The organism is Paenibacillus hunanensis (assembly GCF_034055775.1).
Taxonomy (GTDB): domain Bacteria; phylum Bacillota; class Bacilli; order Paenibacillales; family Paenibacillaceae; genus Saccharibacillus; species Saccharibacillus hunanensis.
Genome location: NZ_CP139194.1, coordinates 962,501 through 983,271 on the forward strand (window position 1 = coordinate 962,501; position 20,771 = coordinate 983,271).

Here is a 20,771-nt window from a genome sequence, read left to right on the forward strand (position 1 = left end):
CCGTGTGCTTACAAAAAGTCAGAGCCCGATTAATGGGTGATGGCGTGCCTTTTGTAGAATGAACCGGCGAGTTACGTTCCCGTGCAAGGTTAAGGTGAGAAGCCGGAGCCGCAGCGAAAGCGAGTCTGAATAGGGCGACTTAGTACGTGGACGTAGACCCGAAACCGGGTGATCTACCCCTGTCCAGGATGAAGGTACGGTAACACGTACTGGAGGTCCGAACCCACGCACGTTGAAAAGTGCGGGGATGAGGTGGGGGTAGCGGAGAAATTCCAATCGAACTCGGAGATAGCTGGTTCTCCCCGAAATAGCTTTAGGGCTAGCCTCGGAAGATGAGTCGCGGAGGTAGAGCACTGATTGGGTGCGGGGCCCGCAAGGGTTACCAAGCTCAGTCAAACTCCGAATGCCGCAGACTTTATTCCGGGAGTCAGACAGTGGGTGCTAAGGTCCATTGTCAAAAGGGAAACAGCCCAGACCATCAGCTAAGGTCCCCAAGTGTGTGTTAAGTGGGAAAGGATGTGAAGTTGCACAGACAACCAGGATGTTGGCTTAGAAGCAGCCACCATTTAAAGAGTGCGTAATAGCTCACTGGTCGAGTGACTTTGCGCCGAAAATGTAACGGGGCTAAACACACCACCGAAGCTATGGCTTGATGCTTTGCATCAGGGGTAGGGGAGCGTTGAATTGAGGTTGAAGGTATACCGTAAGGAGTGCTGGACACAATTCAAGTGAGAATGCCGGTATGAGTAACGAAAAGATCAGTGAGAATCTGATCCGCCGAAAACCTAAGGGTTCCTGAGGAAGGCTCGTCCTCTCAGGGTAAGTCGGGACCTAAGGCGAGGCCGAAAGGCGTAGTCGACGGACAACAGGTTGAAATTCCTGTACCACCGAGAGCCGCTATGAGCAACGGGGTGACGCAGGAGGGTAGTGACGCAGGCTGATGGATGCCTGTCTAAGCAGTGAGACTTGCATGTAGGTAAATCCGCATGCTCTAAGGTCAGGCTGTGATGGGGAGCGAAAATTACAGTAGCGAAGGTCATGATCTCACACTGCCAAGAAAAGCCTCTAGCCAGGAAGCAGGTGCCCGTACCGTAAACCGACACAGGTAGGTGAGAAGAGAATTCTAAGGCGCGCGGAAGAACTCTCGTTAAGGAACTCGGCAAAATGACCCCGTAACTTCGGGAGAAGGGGTGCCCCGGTAGTGTGAATAGCACGAGGGGGCCGCAGTGAAAAGGCCCAAGCGACTGTTTAGCAAAAACACAGGTCTGTGCGAAGCCGCAAGGCGAAGTATACGGGCTGACGCCTGCCCGGTGCTGGAAGGTTAAGGGGAGTGGTTAGCGCAAGCGAAGCTATGAACCGAAGCCCCAGTAAACGGCGGCCGTAACTATAACGGTCCTAAGGTAGCGAAATTCCTTGTCAGGTAAATTCTGACCCGCACGAATGGCGTAACGATTTGGGCGCTGTCTCAACGAGAGATCCGGTGAAATTTTAATACCTGTGAAGATGCAGGTTACCCGCGACAAGACGGAAAGACCCCATGGAGCTTTACTGCAGCTTGATATTGAACTGGGGTGCGATTTGTACAGGATAGGTGGGAGCCTACGAAGAGGGAGCGCAAGCTTCCTTGGAGGCGCCGTTGGGATACCACCCTGATCGCATCTGAGTTCTAACCTGGTACCGTGATCCGGTACGGGGACCGTGTCAGGTGGGCAGTTTGACTGGGGCGGTCGCCTCCTAAAATGTAACGGAGGCGCCCTAAGGTTCCCTCAGAATGGTTGGAAATCATTCGAAGAGTGCAAAGGCAAAAGGGAGCTTGACTGCGAGACCTACAAGTCGAGCAGGGACGAAAGTCGGGCTTAGTGATCCGGTGGTACCGCATGGAAGGGCCATCGCTCAACGGATAAAAGCTACCCTGGGGATAACAGGCTTATCTCCCCCAAGAGTCCACATCGACGGGGAGGTTTGGCACCTCGATGTCGGCTCATCGCATCCTGGGGCTGAAGTAGGTCCCAAGGGTTGGGCTGTTCGCCCATTAAAGCGGTACGCGAGCTGGGTTCAGAACGTCGTGAGACAGTTCGGTCCCTATCTGTCGTGGGCGTAGGAAATTTGAGAGGAGCTGTCCTTAGTACGAGAGGACCGGGATGGACGCACCGCTGGTGTACCAGTTGTTCCGCCAGGAGCATCGCTGGGTAGCTACGTGCGGAAGGGATAAGCGCTGAAAGCATCTAAGCGTGAAGCCCCCCTCAAGATGAGATTTCCCAGTATGTAAGACCCCTTGAAGACGACGAGGTAGATAGGTTGGAGGTGGAAGTGCAGCAATGCATGGAGCTGACCAATACTAATCGGTCGAGGGCTTATCCTATCTTCTAAAATCGCGATGATTCGTTTCGGATTCAGTTTTCAGGTGATTAACCTGTAGCAAGAACGTTTGGTGATGATGGCGGAGGGGTTCCACACGTACCCATCCCGAACACGACCGTTAAGCCCTCCAGCGCCAATGGTACTTGGACCGCAGGGTCCTGGGAGAGTAGGACGTCGCCAAGCGAACAAGCAAGACTATGTTGTACCTTAAGGTTTTCAATGAAATACTTGGAAGCCTTACTTTATGCCGGTGTAGCTCAGTTGGTAGAGCAACTGACTTGTAATCAGTAGGTCGGGGGTTCAAATCCTCTCGCCGGCACCATTTTCTTTTAAAGAGAATAAAAGATGGTTATTGTGGCGGTCGTGGCGAAGGGGTTAACGCATCGGACTGTGACTCCGACATTCGCGGGTTCAATTCCCGTCGATCGCCCTTTATTTTCTTTCTACTATTGTAGGGGGTTAGCCAAGCGGTAAGGCAACGGACTTTGACTCCGTCACGCATAGGTTCAAATCCTATACCCCCTGCCATTTTCATTTTATATATGAGCCATTAGCTCAGTTGGTAGAGCACCTGACTTTTAATCAGGGTGTCGAAGGTTCGAGTCCTTCATGGCTCACCATTTGTTTTCTACAAATGTGTGAATAGTTTTACGTTGTAATATGCGGTCGTGGCGGAATTGGCAGACGCGCACGGTTCAGGTCCGTGTGGGCTTACCCCCGTGGAGGTTCGAGTCCTCTCGACCGCACCATATTATGCGGACGTGGCTCAGCGGTAGAGCATCGCCTTGCCAAGGCGAGGGTCGCGGGTTCGATTCCCGTCGTCCGCTCCATATAGATTCTTAGTAGGTGCCAGAATGGGCATAAAAGGAACGGTTTAATACTTCCTATATTCCCGATCGAAGGCGCTTTTGTTTTGGGTTTAAGGCTTGGATTGTTGCTTGTGGGTGGAATAGATGATGTTGTACGAATTGCATCATTACCCTGAATTCACATTGCTTTAAACCTTGACTTCCTGATCCGCGAGTGTCGTTCTATGGTAGAACTTCTATTTTACATGACCTATGGTTATGTAACTGGAGCTTGGGTTCGAATCCCATCACCCGCTTAATAAAAAGAGGCTGTTCTCATGTCATGTATGACGTTGAGAGCAGCCTCTTTCTGTATAGGTTAATGGTTTATTGTGCGATTATAGTGGATGATTGGATTACAGGTAAATAGCTTGATGCATTAGTGCTTTATGCAATAGTATTGATTTTTCAAAAGCATTTACTGAACAGTCTGTATCTGAGAGCTTAAAATAGGGATGAGTGATCGAAAATAGAAACGAGAGCTTGAGAATAGGGCGAATACCTGATAGTTCAGGGTTCTGGCCATATAAGCTCATTCATTTAAGACATAGTTATTTGAAATGTGATTGTTTTGGAAGTGTTCGTTTAAGATTTGTCGGCTAAGGTTTGATTTTTAATGTATGTTTGAATTTTAATATATCTTTATTAGGATTCGTTCGTTTTAGGGTTCCAATGAAGGAGCATACCCATCTGGGTGAGACCTGCACCGAAGCCATATAGGAGTAAGGTATTTCCTGTTGTTACTTTGCCATCTTCTATGCCCTGCTGAAGTGCGAGCGGGATAGAGGCAGAGGATGTATTGCCGAACCATTCTGCACTCGTTAATGTACGGGTGAAGGAAATGCCTGATTTTTCACAGATCGAATCGATCATTTTCAGGTTCGCGCTGTGTGGAACAAACCAGTCCACCTGGTCGGTTACGAGCTGGTTTCGTTCCAGCAGCTGACGTAATCCTTGTGGAACGGTGCGCACTGCCCATTTATAGACTTCACGGCCATTTTGATAAATGTTCCCGTTTCCTTCCATTGGTGTATCGTTAATCTGCGCAGAGAGATTACTACGGTATACATGCTGTCCCCCATTACCGTCACTATCCATAATCACATCGATAAAGCTTGGTTGATCTGCATCATATTCTATGAGAGCAGCTCCAGCACCATCACCAAACAAAATACAGGTGCTGCGATCGGTGTAATCCAGCGTTTTGGTCATGGTCTCACTGGCAATGACGAGAATTTTACGATGCATACCGGATGTGACGAGGCTATTTGCCATATGTAGGGCATATACAAAACCAGCACATGTGGCATTCAGATCAAATACACCTGCTTTGGTAATACCAAAATGAGCTTGAATCTGCGCAGCTACACTTGGAAATACATAATCAGCGGTTGTTGTCGCTACGATAATCAATTCGACATCATCGATGCTAACGGGATGGTGACTGAGCATATGCTGTACAGCCTCGATCCCAAGAGAAGAACTAAATTGGTCTGGAGCAGCGACTCTACGCTCTCGCATACCGGTGCGCTGGACAATCCATTCATCAGAGGTATCGACCAATTGCTCTAAATCTGCATTGGTCAGTCGTTTTTCTGGTACGTAAGTGCCAAGAGCCGTAATACGAGCTTTTGATGAAATCATCCGGGTCACCTCATTTTGTAGTTATATAGTCTGTTATTGCAGCTTGCTTGTATAGCGATAGAGCGAAAGTACCTTCATTTTATGATACGTGTACAGATAGGTTAGATGGAAGCATTAATTTAAAATTAAATGATTGTAAGTAGGAATTTAACTATTTTTAACATATAAAAATTGTTGGCTTCGGGCTTAGCGATAAAAGGCGCTCCGTGTAGCAGAAAGATTATAAGGTGTTGCGTTTAGTTGAGATTGTACGTATAACGCAGTAGAAAGAAAGAAAGAAAGAAAGAAAGAAAGAAAGAAAGAAAGAAAGATAGATAGATAGATAGATAGATAGATAGAGGCGAGCTAAGAAATTTAAGTAGTATCTAGTATTAGTACTTGGTACTAATTTTAGCAAATAGTTATATCAAAGTAAATACAAAAGAAAATACAAAAGACTAGTAGAGTTAGAGCAAGCAATAGTTTTCATTCCACGGATATGTAGATTAGTGTTTTATACAGGGGTGGTGTTTGTCTATATATATTTGTTTGTATATATCGAAGGCGCACATATTGTCTGTATATATTGAAGGCTCACATAAATACAGTTTGTTTGTACATTATCGTATTGTATGTATCAAAATCGGATTGTAAGTATCAAAGCAACACATGGAACTAAGTGTTGGATTAAAATAAAGTTGTATGAAGTAAAGTCATCTTGCATATAGAGTACATTGTGTACCTATAGTAGGGAATCAAATATCGTCCGGCGTGACATAGATTAGCAAAATGACATGTAACAACGTAGCGTATATACAACATGGAATCAATATAAATTTAATAGGAAATCAATCGTAGCGTGAAGCCTCGTTTCTGTTGGTGGCGTGAGAAAAGTCTGTTATGATGTTGGGGTGTGACAATGAGCTATCGATAGGCTATTTATGGAATGGAGGAGAATGGAATGGAAATCAGACAATTGAAGGAAGATGAATTTGAACAGCATCTGGAGTTATCGATGTATGCTTTTCAATATAAGCTAAATGAGGAAGAGACAGAGCGATCACGGCAGTTTTTTAAACCGGAGCGTGTATGGGGAGCTTTTGAGGATGGCATACTTCATGCTCAGTTGAAGCTATATCCATTCCAAACGTACATACAGCAACAAAGCATCGACATGGGCGGGATTGCTGGTGTAGCCACATGGCCAGAAAATCGTCGTCAGGGGCTCGTCGATCAGTTGCTTCGTCATGCTTTGCAGCTGATGAAGGAGCAGGGACAATCAGTATCCTTTTTACATCCATTTTATTTCCCATTTTATCGTAAATATGGCTGGGAGCTATATGCAGAGTATATGCAATATACGATTCCAACCGGCTTATTACCTGCGAAGGTGCAAACGGATGGTTACATCAAGCGTGGTGTGCGTGATATCGAGCTATTGCACTCACTTTACAGCCAGTATGCAAGCCAGTACAATGGTACGCTCGTTCGTGATACCGAGTGGTGGCAACATGCTATATTTCGTTCGGATGATACGCGTACAGCTGTGTATTACGCGGCAGATGGACAGGCTCAGGGCTATATCCTGTATAGCGTTTTAAATAAAGAAATGAATATTAGCGAAATTGCGTATACGACGCAAGAGGCACGCCGCGGATTATGGACGTACATTTCCAATCATGATTCGATGGTAGAGCATGTGAAGCTGAGAGCACCGCTGGATGATGGGCTTCCGTACCTGTTACAGGACCCGCGGATTGAGCAGCAGCGCGTACCTTATTTTATGGCGCGGATTGTAGATATGAAAGTATTTTTGGAGCAGTATGCTTTTGAAAAAGAAATCGCTGGTGAGCTGACGATTGAAGTGAGTGATCGTGTAGCCGATTGGAATGAAGGCGTATGGCGAATGGTATGGGATACTGATGGAAAGGCGACTGTGGAGCAGGTAGCTGCTGCTGAAGATTCCAAGCCATCCGCATATGATGTGCAGGTGAAGGCAGATATTCGCGTATGGACAGCGATGCTGATGGGTTACAAGCGTCCGACTGAGCTGGCTCGCTGGGAGCAATTACAGGCTGATGAGCAGGCGATCCAATTGCTGGAGAAGCTGATTCCGAATCGCGAAACGCATTTGATGGACTTTTTCTAAGATAGAGATTGAGGTTGTTTCAGTCTGATGTGATCTAGTCTGAATATGCTGGATATCTGGTATGTAGATATTCGGTGTAGAGGAGTAGATGAACTAGGCTTTATGGTTAATATAAAAGGTCTTTTTGCCAGAATACATGGGCTTGTTCATGAATATGAGGTGACTTTTTGGAGCCGATTATTGATGGTGAGCGATGTGTTGTTGTGGTGAAAAGGCCTTTTTGGATTGCAGAGGTTTAGAGAGGAGTTAGTAGAGATGTCGAGTGGACTTTAGTATATGAAGGAGATGATCTGAGTGATGGATATGTATAGGGGAAGGGGGATTTAGGCTCAGAGAGATAGAGAGGATGTTACGGAATCGTCTGCATAGTAGGGGGAATTATGGTACATTTATATTTGATGTTTAGCTAGCGGTTGTGGTACATTTTGCGACGGTATGTGGTATGTGGTATGTGGTATGTGGTATGTGGTATGTGGTATGTGGTATGTGGTATGTGGTATGTGGTATGTGGTATGTGGTATGTGGTATGTGGTATGTGGTATGCGTAAGAGAGTAGGCGATCCGTGCGAATAGAAAAAAATTGTGCATCGATGGGTACTTTGACTGGATGACTGGATGTTTAAAGAGCAAGAGTGAGTAAAGCTGAACTGTGGATGAATCGATCCTGTGTGTATAAAGCTTGAATAGATGAAGCTCTAGATTCGAATTGGAATGTACTAGATATGAAATGAGAAATAGAAGTAGAAATAAGTAAGATCAGAAAATCAAGCATTAAGAACCAAGAATCAACAACAAAAAACCAAGAACAAAAAACCAAGAACAAACACAAGGAATCAACAATCAAGCACGAGGAAAGGGAAAACAACATGAGTAAAACGCTTGTACTGGCAGAAAAGCCTTCGGTGGCGAAGGAGATTGCGCGGGTGATGGGAAGTCAGCAGCAGCATAAGGGCTATTTGGAAGGGCCGGCTTATATTGTGACATGGGCGCTGGGACATCTGGTTGGTCTGGCTGAGCCAGAGGATTATGATAAGCAGTATCAGAAATGGAATTTGGACGATTTACCGATTTTGCCGGATCGGATGCGGTTGAAGGTGCTACGGGAAAGTGCGCATCAATACAAAACAGTCCAGCATCTCATGAAGCGCAGTGATGTCGGCGCGCTTATCGTGGCTACGGATGCCGCGCGTGAAGGGGAATTGCTGGCTCGTTGGATTATACATATGGCTGGCTGGAAAAAGTCATTTCAGCGCTTATGGATATCATCGCAGACGGATCGTGCGATTCGTGAAGGCTTTAGCAAGCTACGACCGGGAAAGGAATTTGATCGTTTGTATGAGTCAGCACGTTGCCGGGCAGAGGCGGATTGGATGATTGGTCTTAATGTCACACGTGCGCTGACATGTAAATTCGATGCACAGCTATCCGCAGGACGTGTGCAGACGCCAACACTGGGGATGATTATGCAGCGTGAGCAGGAAATTCGCAGCTTCCGTTCGCAGGATTATTATACTTTGCAGATTGATCTGGGAGCATTCCAGGCACAGTGGCGTGGCAAACAAGGAGACGGCAGACTGTTCGAAGCACCACAGGTGCAGCAGCTTCAACAGAAGCTAGAAGGGAAGCAGGCTTCCATTCGCGAGCTGAAAAGGAGCGAGCGTCAGGAGCCACATCCACTGGCGTATGATCTGACCGAGCTACAGCGTGATGCGAATCGTCGGTATGGGTTTTCAGCCAAGCATACATCCAATGTGTTGCAAAAGCTATATGAGCAGCATAAGCTTGTCACCTATCCACGTACGGATTCGCGTTATTTGTCCTCGGATATGACGGATACGCTGAAGGAGCGTCTGACGAGTGTGGCGGTTGGTCCGTATGCACCGCTTGCGCGTCCATTGCTGCGTGGTGCATTGAATGTTACACGTCGTATTGTCGATGACAGTAAGGTGAGTGATCACCATGCGATTATTCCGACTGAGGAAACGGTACTTTTGAATCGTCTGACGGCGGATGAGCGCAAGCTGTACGATCTGATTGCACGGCGCTTTATTAGTTTATTTTATCCAGCTGCGCGTTATGATATCGTCCAGGTAACGATTGAAGCGGCAGGCGAGGTATTCCATGCAAAAGGCGTTACTGTGAAGGAGCAGGGCTGGAAGATTGTCTATGGGGAGCAGTGGCAGGATGATGAGGACGAGGAACAGGAATCGTCATCGGATCATAGGGAGCGAGTTGATGCGGTTCAGTCTTTGCCGGAGCTAAAGCAGGGCGAATCTCATATGATTCAGCGTACACTGGTACGCAATGGACGTACGCTGCCACCGAAGCGTTATACAGAGGCAGCGCTGCTATCACGGATGGAAAAGCATGGACTGGGTACACCTGCAACACGTGCAGATATTATTGAAAAGCTCGTATCCTCCGATACGATTGAGCGCAAGGGTAATTCGCTTCATCCTACCGGAAAAGGAACACAGCTGATCGAGCTAGTATCGCCTCAGCTACGCACACCGGAGCTGACCGCACGCTGGGAGGCTGAGCTAGAGCGGATTGCGCGAGGTCAGGGAAAACCGGAGCCATTTTTAAAGGGGATTCGCGAAATGGCTGCTTCGCTGGTAAGTGGAGTAAAAGCGAGCGAAGTGGAGTATAAGCCGCATAATCTGTCGCATAGTCATTGTCCAGATTGTGGCGCACGTATGCTAGAGAAAAAGTCCAAGCGTGGCAAGTTCCTGATCTGTCCGTCAGAGGACTGTGGATATCGGCGTTCCGCAGAAAAACAGCTGGCTAATCGTCGTTGTCCCCAATGCCATAAAAAGATGGAGATGAAGGATGGCAAGGCGGGTAAGTATGTGCAATGTCTCAGCTGCGGGATTACCGAGGTATTGAACAAGAATGGAGCACGTCCGGTGAAGAAACGGGAGCAGCAAAAGCTGGTGAAGCAGTTTGAACAGAAGGAGGAATTTGGCTCAAATCTGGGAGATCTGCTCAAAGCGGCACTGCAAAACAAGTCGGATGAAGCATAATATACAGAAAAATGTTAATTTATAGCTAGTATTGCTTGCATAGGCAAGCAGAAGCTTCGATTCAGGCAGGGATTTGACGATAAAAGTCGTATATATAAGCATCAGGGAAATGGAAATTCATTGGAGGGGACAGGGTACTGGATATCCTATAGATGAAGGGCTACTTCTCTGAGATAAGTTTTAGTTTGAATACAATGGCAATGCCCGTAATTAGAAGCATTAATTCCTATAGCTCAGAAGCATTAATTTAAAATAATTGGAAGATGGAATTCTAATTTCTGGATGATTCATAACAGGCGAATAGCCGATCACACGGGCGCTTCACATGGAGCGTCCTTATGGAGGTTAACATGAGCAAGACAATTGCAGATATTGCCCGAATTGCCGGTGTGGCGAAAAGCACCGTATCGCGCTATTTGAACGGTGGCTCGGTCAGTGTCGCCACACGGAATAAAATTGAGCAGGTAATCAAGGAAACAGGCTATGTACCGAATACGTTTGCCCAGAGCCTGAAAGCTAAAACAGCCAATATTATCGGCACGATCGTTCCTCGTCTGGATTCATTTGCGACCTCGCATACCTTAATGGGAATTGATGATCAGCTGCGTAATCAGGGTTGCCGTATGCTCATTACAAATACGAGTCAGGATATGAACCGGGAAATTGAAGCGATCTATGAGCTGGCTCGTCAGAAAATATCCGGTATTATTTTATTAGCTGCGCGTATTACAGAGGCGCATCTGGAGGCGATTCAGACTACGGATATTCCGGTATTGCTTGTCGGGCAGCAGCATGAGCAGATTCACAGCCTGATCCACAATGATTATGATGCAGGCTATGAGCTAGGGCGCTATGTACTGGATCGTGGGCATCGTCGTCTTGCATATCTGGGTGTAACCGAGCAGGATATTGCGGTAGGAGTACGCCGGAAGCAGGGCTTTGCACGGGCAGTAAAGGAAACGGGAGAATGCACTGTAGCTTATTATGAAACAAGCTTTCGGATGTCAGATGCACGTCAGTATGCGCTAAAGCTATTACAGGAGCCGTTAGATGCTACAATTATCGTATGTGCAACCGACAATATTGCGCTTGGAGTGATGAAGGCGGCGCATGAGCTTGGGATCGATATCCCTGCGCAGTTATCGATAACTGGATTCGGTGGCTATGATGTGACTGAGGTCGTTCATCCAGCCTTAACGACGATTCGATATCCCTATCAAGAAGCTGGTAAAATTGCTGCTCAGGACATCGTGAAGCTGGTGCATCGTCAGCATGTGCAAATGGTTACCGTGATGGACTACGAATTATTACAGCGAGAAAGCGTTGACAAATGCTGATAGCGGTTTTATAATAACTTTGGAATCGGTTCCAAAAAAACTGCAACCGGATACAAAATCGGATTTGAGGATGTATGCGATCAGCAGAGTTGGAAGCTATTCTAGGAATGTTTAATAAATGCTTTTGAATATGTTACACATACATGATGATCAACAACTGATCTCCAATAGGAATCAGTTGTTATTTCAAACAATTTGGAACCGGTTCCTAAATAGAATGTATACCTGATGTGCTTTCCCGTGTAATCGTGATTGAAGCATAGTGTGGAAAGAACAGAAAGAACGGCTGAATTTTAATAGGATTAGATGCTGGCATTTTACACGTAATATAGTTCAATTTAAAGTATAAATTGAATTGCAGAGGACGAAATTGTATATCAGTCTGGAACATAGATTGAAGTATGAAGTATAGCAGACGAGATAATAGATCAGGCTGTATCTAAACTGACATGTATTATTTTTTTAATCAAATTGGAACCGGTTCCTTTGATATGGAGAATACTAATGAAAATGACGAGAGAACAGAAATATCGACTACTAGAGAACGTTTCACCACAGGAGATCGAGCAGCTGCTACAGCAGAGTGAAGCTTCTCCGTGGCGTCAGCAGTATCATATTCAGCCCGCGATGGGGCTGCTCAATGATCCGAATGGATTTGCTTATTATGACGGGTATTACCATTTATTTTATCAATGGTTCCCACTCGGCACGGATCATGGCATGAAATACTGGTATCACCTGAAATCAACCGATCTGGTGAATTGGATCGATTGTGGAATCGGTGTGAAGCCGGGAGATTGGTTTGATTCTCATGGGGCATATTCCGGTAGCGGCATAGAGCATGAGGGCAAGCTATATCTGATGTATACGGGCAATACACGGGATAGTGAATGGCAGCGACATCCTTATCAGTGCATGGCGATCATGGAGGAGGAGGGGCATATCCATAAGCTGGAGGAGCCGGTTATTGCTAGCGTACCTGCTGGCTATACAGAGCATTTCCGTGATCCAAAGGTATGGAAGGATGGCGACTGGTTCTACTGTGTGATCGGCGCACAGCGAGATGATCTGACTGGCGCGATCGTGATGTATCGTTCACACAATATGCTGGACTGGGAGTTACTGGGCGAATTGCAGACAGCGCTTCCGCAGTTTGGATACATGTGGGAATGCCCGGATTATTTTGAAATGAACGGGCAGGCGGTGCTGTTGTTCTGTCCCCAGGGAGTTGCTGCTGAGGGAGAACAGTATCGCAATATTTACCAGTCTGGCTATATCAGTGCTGCACCACTTCAATTGCCTGAGCTAAAGCTGGAGCATGGCACATTTCGCGAATTGGATCATGGATTTGACTTCTATGCTCCGCAGACTGCGATCGGCCCGAAGGGTAGACGCATTCTGGTAGGCTGGATGGGCTTACCCGATACGGTGTATCCAACCGACAGTCATGGATGGGCGCATTGCCTGACCTTACCGCGGGAGCTTGAGCTGCGCGAGGATGGCGTGCTATTGCAACGACCGGTACAGGAGCTAGCATTACGGCGCGGGGAAAAGGCAATGTTTGCAGGTATCCTACACGAAGGACGCAGCAGCTATGTCGGCTTCGACGGTGTAGCGTACGAGCTGGATTGTCGCTTTGACCGGGCTTCCAATGAGATGGGCGCAGCGGCGAAAGCCTTTGGCATCGAGCTGCGAGTAGGAGAGCAGCAGCGTACGATCATTCGCTATGAAGCAGAGCATCGTCGCCTCATACTGGATCGTTCCGAAGCAGGACAGCCGCTCGCTGAGAATTATGGTACGACACGTAGCTATGAGCTGGAGCGTCCGCTGGAGCGATTGCAGATTTTCGTAGATGTATCATCGGTAGAGATTTTTGCAAATGATGGAGAGGCTGTATTTACGAGCCGGATTTTCCCAGAGCCAGAGAGTCGGGGCATTGTATTTTTCGCAGAGGCTGGACAGGTGAAGCTTCATACTGAAAAATGGGAGTATCCCTCCAGGCAGCAGTAATACATGTGCCGTAATGGCAGATATGGATATGAGAGGATGAATCAAGATGGCGCAAAATCATGAAATTGCCAATGAAGTACTGGAGGCTGTAGGAGGAAGGGAGAATATCGCTTCCTTCGCGCATTGTGCTACCCGACTTCGTATTATGGTCAATGACAAGGAAAAAATCGATCAGAACAAGGTCGAAAATATAGAGAAGGTCAAAGGAGCATTTTTCAACTCCGGACAATATCAGATCATCTTCGGCACAGGCACGGTGAATCAGATCTATGAGGAAATGGAAAAGATGGGTCTGGACGGCTCTACCAAGGAGGAAGTGAAAAACCAGGCGAAAAAGCAGGGAGGAAGCTTCCAGCGTGCGATTCGTACATTTGGCGATGTGTTTGTACCGATTATTCCGGTGCTCGTAGCAACAGGTTTGTTCATGGGTCTGCGCGGCTTGCTGACACAACCTGAAATTCTGGCGCTGTTCGGTATGACAAAGGAGACGATCTCGCCGAACTTCCTGCTGTATACGCAGGTATTGACAGATACAGCCTTTGCTTTCCTGCCAGCACTGGTGGCATGGTCGGCGTTCCGCGTATTTGGCGGTAGTCCGGTGCTCGGGATTATTCTCGGTTTGATGCTGGTTAACCCGGCGCTACCGAATGCCTATTCTGTGGCAGACGGCTCAGCGCAAGCACTTCGTTTCTTTGATTTTATTCCGGTTGTTGGTTATCAGGGTTCGGTTATTCCCGCATTCGTTGTGGGTCTGCTCGGTGCGAAGCTAGAACGCTTTTTACGTAAGCGCATTCCGGAAGCGCTTGATCTGATTTTGACGCCGTTTCTAACGCTACTTATTATGATCACACTGGGTCTGTTTGCGATTGGCCCGATCTTCCACTCGCTGGAAGAGGTTGTGTTGAATGCAACAACGGCTGTACTGAATCTGCCATACGGTATTGCGGGGATCGTGATCGGCGGTCTGCATCAGATCGTCGTGGTTACCGGCGTGCATCATATCTTCAATCTGCTGGAAATTCAGCTATTGGAGCGCACTGGAGCTAATCCGTTTAACGCGATTATCACCTGTGCGATGGCTGCTCAAGCTGCTGCTTGTCTGGCAGTAGGTCTGAAAACAAAAGACAAAAAGCTCAAAGCACTCGCACTGCCATCGTCACTGTCTGCATTCCTCGGTATTACTGAACCAGCGATTTTCGGTGTAAACCTGCGCTATATGAAGCCATTTGTGATGGGACTGATCGGTGGAGCGGCAGGGGGATTCCTGGCTTCGCTGTTCCATCTTGCGGGTACAGGCATGGCGATTACGGTGTTGCCAGGTACGTTGCTGTATCTGAATTCGCAGCTGCCGATGTACATTTTGTGTAATGGTGTAGCGATTGCAGTTGGTTTTGTACTGACCTGGTTGTTCGGGTTCAGTGATAAAATGCTGAACGATATGAAAATCTCGGGTAAATAAGAGTTTTCGTTTAGCTATAGAGGATAGCGTTCTATTTCTTGTAAAGCATGGCTGGAATGATGCAGTACTGGAATAATGCAGTATATGATGGGTATGGCTATATAGTAGTTCTACGCTATGCCGTATGGGTAAAGCTAATGTAGTGCAATATCGGGTGATCATGAATCGTATAATCACGAATGATGTATAATCGTGGATCGAAAAAGCAGGTAGCCGTGGAATTGAGGGCTACCTGCTTTTTGATGTGAATTTTTGCTATAGTAGGCATACAAACTACGATATGGAATCGGGATCACTCGCAGCATACATAGACGAATGAACCAGGGTAGAAGTGATGATCCAGCAGGAGCGGATACAATGACATTATGGAAGCAGTTGAAATACGCACAGCATCTAACGACACAGGAGCAGCATATAGTCGATTATATTGTCCAGCAGCCGCAGGCGGTATTTGATCATAATGCACAGCAGCTAGCACGTCTGACACTGACCAGTGCCTCAACGATTGTACGTCTATGCAAAAAGCTAGGCTTGAGCGGCTATCCTGATTTTCAATTAAAGCTGGCATTGGAATTATCACCAGAGCAGCGGCAATCGCTGGAGCCTTCACAGGATCAGAGAAGTGCAGAGCGACATTTGCAAACGATCTCGGGTGTATACGATGAAGCGCTGATCGAGACGCAGCGGATGTGTGTGCCAGCGGTGCTGGAGCGCGTGATTCGATGGATCGGCGAAGCAAGGCGGATCGATGTGTATGGAAGTGATAGCAATTATTATACGGCTGAGCTTGCCTGTGCGCGCTGGAACGAGATTGGACTAACCGCCATTGCGCAAAATAATGCGAATCATCATTATTTATCCAGTCCGCATATGGATTCGTCTACTTTATCATTTGTCATCTCGCATACTGGACGTAATCGCAGTATGCTGGACATTGCGCGTACACTGAAAAGGAATAACCGCCGTGTAGTAGCATTGACCGTAGAAGGCTCGCCATTATCCGAGCTATGCGATGATACATTGTACACATATGCACAGCGTCCGGGTATGCTGGGCAAAATGTATTCGATGATGTCAGCACAGTATCTATTTGATGTGCTGTATGCTGGAACGATAGCAGATCGGACAGAGTTAGAAGGCTAGTGTAGGGGATGCGACAGACAATGATGAATGGAGTGATGAGATAAGCTAAAAAGCTAAAAAGCTAAAAGCTGGAAAGTAATGAGTAGCCTATCTTATCATGACGACATCACTTGTTATAGCACCCTGTTATGGAGCCATTATCGAGCGAGTATCCGCTGCAAATACGATGCCTGCATCCTGACGCGCCTGATCCAGCGTCTGCATCACACCGTAGCTATATTCCAGCAATTCATAGCACTGCTCATAATCTCCCCGATGATACATCTTCACAAAGTCGACCAGCTCGTAGTAAAGCGGATTATTCGTCGTCTGCGCATTATACTGCTCGGTCGTATCACCGACCTGCAAATGAACTGTACGACAGCCATTAGCTCCATTTTCTACATGAATATAGCCTTTCTCCCCTTGAATAAGAACGAAATTCATGCCTGCGGTGTCTTTGCAGCCTACAGCGGTCGCGGTAAAGCCATCGTACTGCATAACGAGTACGCCTGATGTATCGATCCCGTTGGCATGCTTGTTAGCGGTATAGCGGATCTGCTGCGGTGCACCTACTAGGTTCATAATAAAATGCACATTGTATACATTAATATCCATCAGTGCACCACCGGAAAATTGCGGATTGAATACGTTCGGCGTCTCTCCGGCGAGTAGCTGATCATATTTGCGTGAATACTGGCTGTAATTGCACTGAATCATACGCAGTTGACCGAGGCGATGCACATTGTCCTTGATCCAGCGATAATTCGGTAAATGGATATTCGTAATCGCTTCGAACAGGAAGCGATTATTTTGCTTTGCTAGCTGGATTAGTTGCTGTAGCTCGTGTGCATTGGAGGCGAATGGCTTTTCACAAATAACATGCTTGCCCTGCTCTAATGCTAGACATGCATAATCAAAATGCAGACTATTCGGTGATGCGATATACACGCAGTCTACAGCTGAACTGGAGACGAGCGCATTCAGCTCTGTATAGATGTGCGGAATACGGTACATATCTGCAAGTGGACGAGCCGTCGCTTCTTGTCGTGAAAAGATCGCAATACACGCTGCATGCTCAACCTCAGATAATGCAGATAAAAAAGCTTCAACAATACTGCCTGTACCGATCACGCCGATCTTCATGGTAGGTTGGTTGATATTCATTAGGGTAGCTCCTTTGGAAATACATAGATTAAAAAGATAGATACAACGGATAGCGCATGATTCGGGAAAGAGAATGGATGGGTAACTGTGGGTTTGATTTTCTGCTATATCCTAATCCATTCAGCATGATGAGATTATGGCTATCATAGCATCGAGATAATTAACGCAATAGAGATAGCAGGGGAATTGGTGTCAGGTTGCACAATTGATAACATGACTGCTGTAATCCTGAAATTGAATTTTATAAAAAAGAAAATAAGAATATATACCATATCCATTGACGAAAATGGTTTTCTTAATATATGTTTAAAAGAAAATATTTTCAGGTGGTGGGCACAGATGAAAACGTTTTTCGAAAAGGCACAGCGATTTGGCAAATCGTTTATGTTACCGATTGCTGTATTGCCAGCGGCAGGGTTGTTACTCGGTATTGGTGGGGCATTATCCAATCCAAACACGGTAAGTACGTATCCGTTACTGCAAATTGAATGGCTACAGCATATTTTCAAGGTGATGAGTAGTGCGGGCAGTATTGCCTTTGACAATCTAGCGTTGATCTTTGCGATTGGTGTGGCTGTAGGGCTGGCGCGTTCGGATAAAGGAACCGCAGGTCTGGCGGCGGCGCTGGCGTATCTCGTCATGAACGCGTCCATGAATGCGATGCTAATTAACGCAGACAAGCTAGCTGAGGATAATCCGGCAGCGGTAGGGCAGGGGATGATTCTTGGTATTCAGTCGCTGCAAACGGGTGTACTGGGCGGGATTATTATTGGTCTGGTTACAGCGGCGCTGCATAATCGCTACAATAAGATCGAATTGCCCCAGTTTCTGGGCTTTTTCGGAGGGTCGCGTTTTATTCCCATCATCTCCTCCTTTGCTGCGATCTTCGTCGGACTGCTGCTCTTTCTAGTATGGCCGACGATTCAACTAGGTATCACGAAGCTGGGCGGTATTGTGGATGCCACTGGATATGTAGGAACACTGTTTTATGGATTTTTCCTGCGGATGCTGGGTCCGCTGGGACTGCATCATATTTTTTATTTACCATTCTGGCAAACCGGGCTTGGCGGAACGTTGGAAGTATCTGGTAAGATATATGAAGGTACACAAAATATTTTCTTTGCTCAGCTGGGTGATCCGAGTACGCAAAAGTTCTTTATTGGCACATCGCGCTTTATGTCCGGTCGCTTCATTACGATGATGTTCGGGCTGCTCGGTGCAGCGCTGGCTATCTATCATACAGCGCGTCCAGAGCGGAAAAAGATCGTTGGCGGTCTGATGCTGTCCGCGGCATTAACATCATTCCTGACAGGCATTACTGAGCCGCTGGAGTTCTCGTTTCTGTTCGTAGCCCCACTGTTGTATGTGATTCATGCGGCATTTGACGGGTTGGCATTTATGCTGGCGCATATGTTTCAGATTACGATTGGACAGACCTTTTCCGGTGGTCTGATCGACTTTATCCTGTTCGGTATTTTGCAGGGGAATGCGAAAACGAACTGGGTGATCGTGCCGATCATCGGAGCCGTGTGGTTCTGTCTGTACTACTTTACCTTCCGCTTCCTGATCGTGAAGTTTAACTTCAAAACGCCGGGACGTGAGGATGAGGGTGGAGTAGCCGCAGATGGTGCAACTGGCGCAGTGAAAAGCTCAGATGGCGAGGATGGTATAGCAGCGACAACGATGTCCACGTCCACAGCACCTGCTTCACAGGCATCGCGCTCGGAGATCATTCTGCATGCCCTTGGTGGAACGAACAATATTAAAGATCTGGATTGCTGTGCGACAAGGCTGCGTGTATCGGTGTATGATCCCGGTCAGGTAAACAAGGAGGCTTTCCCGGCAACTGGCGCGAAAGGCGTACTCGTGAATGGCAATGGCGTACAGGTCATCTATGGGCCACAGGTGAGCGTGATTAAAAACGAAATCGAAGAATATATGGAAGGTGAGTGATTGACGAATGGAGCTGGATTCCCTCGGACTACAACACAAACTGATCGTATCCTGTCAGGCGCTTCCGGACGAACCCCTGCACAGCTCATGGATTATGGGGAAAATGGCTCTGGCTGCCAAGCAAGGCGGCGCAGCAGGCATTCGTGCCAATTCGGTCGATGATATTATGGAGATTCGCAAGCAGGTCGAGCTGCCAGTGATCGGTATCATTAAGCGGAATTATGGTGAGCATCCGGTATTTATCACACCGACGCTGCGAGAGATCGATGAGCTGTCGACGACAGGCTGTGAGATTGTGGCGCTGGATGCGACGAGTCGCCCACGTCCAGATGGCATGGAGCTGGCGGAGCTGGTACGGCAAATTCGGCTACGTTACCCGCAGTTGCTATTGATGGCAGATGTATCGACGGTGGAGGAAGGAGTCGAGGCGCAGCGGCTAGGCTTTGATCTGGTGTCTGCTACACTGGTCGGGTATACCGAATATACGCAGGGACAGAAGGTATATGCAGATGATTTTGCTATTTTAAAAGAAATGGTTCGGCAGATTCGTACACCGATCGTGGCAGAGGGCAATATTCTGACGCCGGAGATGGCGGCGCGCTGTCTGGAAATTGGCGTGTATAGTGTCGTTGTAGGTGGGGCGATTACGCGTCCGCAGCAGATTACAGGGCGGTTCGTAGAGCAGATGAGTGGGGTGCAGTCGGCTTCGGTGATGAGAAAGGAGTAGAAGGCTTAATAAATTTTTGGGGAATTGCTGAAAAACTAAAATTAAAAGCTTATATCCAAAATAGAACGGTTCTGTTTAAAACACAAATGGGAAAAAGTAGCATATGTGTAGAAATAAAACTGACACTTAGCTGAATAGCAGTGTCAGTTTTATTTCTATTTATTATTCCTGCTCCATCCGATACAACGCATCCAACGTCTGCTGACGCGCCGCCTTCATCCCCTCATCCTCCAGCAGCAGCATCGAGATCATATCCAGCACATAAATAATCGCCAGCTGGCTATTCACAAACTGCACATCACCGACTCGCTGTAATCCCGGTGTGAACAGGCACAGATCGGTCGTCTCTGTAAAAGGAGTATGGTCAAAGTTCGTAATCCCGATAATATACGCACCGCGGCTGCGAGCGGTTGTCAGCGCTGTCGTCACTTCATCGGTATGCCCGGAATTGGATAATCCGATCACGACATCCTGCTCATCTGTTAGCGATGCATTCATCAGCATCATATGCGAGTCACTGATCGCATCAATCGTAATATTCATGCGCATCAGCCGATATTTGAATTCCAGTGCAGACAGCCCGGAGCTGCCAATACCGTATACATATACACGCCGTGCCTTCATGATCTGCCTTACGACCTGCTGTACCAGCTCAGGCTGGATCATCTCGGCAGTAGCGCTAATCATTTCATTATAAATATGCTGTGTCTGGGCAAACACATTCATATTATCGCGTGGCTGAGCTGCTTCGCGGTTCAGATTGATTTTAAAATCTACAAAGCTGGAAAAGCCAACCTTCCGGCAAAAGCGCGTAATCGTCGACATGGATGCCTGCGTTAAGGTGGACAGATCGCGAATATTGATATTTTGAATCGAGCTTCGATGACGGATCACATAATCGGCGATTTCCTTTTCCTTGGCGGACAGTTGCTGGTATTTCAACTGGAGCTCGTCTAGCACACTGAGAGCCATGGTCTTTCCTCCTTTTGCTT

General features: G+C 47.1%; 11 protein-coding genes, 6 tRNA genes and 2 rRNA genes (1 of these 19 cut by a window edge). 16 read left to right on the forward strand and 3 right to left on the reverse strand.

Annotated features, from left to right (window positions below; translation table 11 throughout):
* The 8 genes from SK066_RS03800 to SK066_RS03835 all read left to right on the forward strand — a co-directional run.
* A 23S ribosomal RNA gene (locus SK066_RS03800) occupies positions 1-2,362 on the forward strand (it extends 561 nt beyond the left edge of the window).
* Between the two features lie 65 nt (positions 2,363-2,427).
* A 5S ribosomal RNA gene (rrf, locus tag SK066_RS03805) occupies positions 2,428-2,544 on the forward strand.
* A 63-nt stretch (positions 2,545-2,607) separates the two neighbouring features.
* Positions 2,608-2,683, forward strand: a tRNA-Thr gene (locus SK066_RS03810).
* A 35-nt stretch (positions 2,684-2,718) separates the two neighbouring features.
* A tRNA-His gene (locus SK066_RS03815) sits at positions 2,719-2,791 on the forward strand.
* 23 nt (positions 2,792-2,814) lie between these two features.
* A tRNA-Gln gene (locus SK066_RS03820) sits at positions 2,815-2,889 on the forward strand.
* Between the two features lie 16 nt (positions 2,890-2,905).
* Positions 2,906-2,981: transfer RNA gene (locus SK066_RS03825), tRNA-Lys, on the forward strand.
* Between the two features lie 42 nt (positions 2,982-3,023).
* A tRNA-Leu gene (locus SK066_RS03830) sits at positions 3,024-3,110 on the forward strand.
* A 6-nt stretch (positions 3,111-3,116) separates the two neighbouring features.
* Positions 3,117-3,191, forward strand: a tRNA-Gly gene (locus SK066_RS03835).
* 663 nt (positions 3,192-3,854) lie between these two features.
* On the opposite strand, the gene SK066_RS03840 is transcribed toward SK066_RS03835, so the two are convergent.
* The gene (locus SK066_RS03840; protein ID WP_320544794.1) at positions 3,855-4,850 is read right to left on the reverse strand and encodes a ketoacyl-ACP synthase III; all 996 of its coding nucleotides are present in this window, start codon (positions 4,848-4,850) and stop codon (positions 3,855-3,857) included.
* 943 nt (positions 4,851-5,793) lie between these two features.
* Between SK066_RS03840 and SK066_RS03845 the strand changes: the two genes are divergently transcribed.
* The 6 genes from SK066_RS03845 to SK066_RS03870 all read left to right on the forward strand — a co-directional run bounded on the left by SK066_RS03845 (position 5,794) and on the right by SK066_RS03870 (position 15,953).
* Positions 5,794-6,981 carry a GNAT family N-acetyltransferase gene (locus SK066_RS03845; protein ID WP_320543705.1) on the forward strand — a complete coding sequence of 396 codons (1,188 nt, stop codon included), beginning with the start codon at positions 5,794-5,796 and terminating at the stop codon, positions 6,979-6,981.
* A gap of 866 nt (positions 6,982-7,847) precedes the next feature.
* Positions 7,848-10,004: a DNA topoisomerase III gene (locus SK066_RS03850; protein ID WP_320543706.1), complete on the forward strand. Its 2,157-nt coding sequence runs from the start codon at positions 7,848-7,850 to the stop codon at positions 10,002-10,004.
* A gap of 350 nt (positions 10,005-10,354) precedes the next feature.
* Positions 10,355-11,341, forward strand: coding sequence for a LacI family DNA-binding transcriptional regulator (locus SK066_RS03855; RefSeq protein WP_320543707.1), 987 nt, complete (start codon positions 10,355-10,357; stop codon positions 11,339-11,341).
* Between the two features lie 504 nt (positions 11,342-11,845).
* Complete coding sequence (locus tag SK066_RS03860; RefSeq protein ID WP_320543708.1) at positions 11,846-13,351, forward strand: glycoside hydrolase family 32 protein; 1,506 nt, start codon at positions 11,846-11,848, stop codon at positions 13,349-13,351.
* 46 nt (positions 13,352-13,397) lie between these two features.
* Positions 13,398-14,810: a sucrose-specific PTS transporter subunit IIBC gene (locus SK066_RS03865; protein ID WP_320543709.1), complete on the forward strand. Its 1,413-nt coding sequence runs from the start codon at positions 13,398-13,400 to the stop codon at positions 14,808-14,810.
* Between the two features lie 357 nt (positions 14,811-15,167).
* Positions 15,168-15,953 (forward strand): MurR/RpiR family transcriptional regulator, encoded by a 786-nt coding sequence (locus tag SK066_RS03870; RefSeq protein ID WP_320543710.1) that lies wholly within the window; start codon positions 15,168-15,170, stop codon positions 15,951-15,953.
* Positions 15,954-16,079: 126 nt separating this feature from the next.
* On the opposite strand, the gene SK066_RS03875 is transcribed toward SK066_RS03870, so the two are convergent.
* Complete coding sequence (locus tag SK066_RS03875; RefSeq protein ID WP_320544795.1) at positions 16,080-17,078, reverse strand: Gfo/Idh/MocA family protein; 999 nt, start codon at positions 17,076-17,078, stop codon at positions 16,080-16,082.
* 360 nt (positions 17,079-17,438) lie between these two features.
* Between SK066_RS03875 and SK066_RS03880 the strand changes: the two genes are divergently transcribed.
* A complete protein-coding gene (locus tag SK066_RS03880; protein WP_320543711.1) occupies positions 17,439-19,052 on the forward strand; it encodes a maltose/glucose-specific PTS transporter subunit IIC in 1,614 nt (537 codons plus the stop codon).
* Positions 19,053-19,059: 7 nt separating this feature from the next.
* The gene (locus SK066_RS03885; RefSeq protein ID WP_320543712.1) at positions 19,060-19,779 is read left to right on the forward strand and encodes an N-acetylmannosamine-6-phosphate 2-epimerase; all 720 of its coding nucleotides are present in this window, start codon (positions 19,060-19,062) and stop codon (positions 19,777-19,779) included.
* Positions 19,780-19,941: 162 nt separating this feature from the next.
* Here SK066_RS03885 and SK066_RS03890 read toward each other — a convergent pair whose 3' ends face one another.
* Positions 19,942-20,751: a MurR/RpiR family transcriptional regulator gene (locus SK066_RS03890; protein WP_320543713.1), complete on the reverse strand. Its 810-nt coding sequence runs from the start codon at positions 20,749-20,751 to the stop codon at positions 19,942-19,944.
* Positions 20,752-20,771 lie beyond the last annotated feature (20 nt).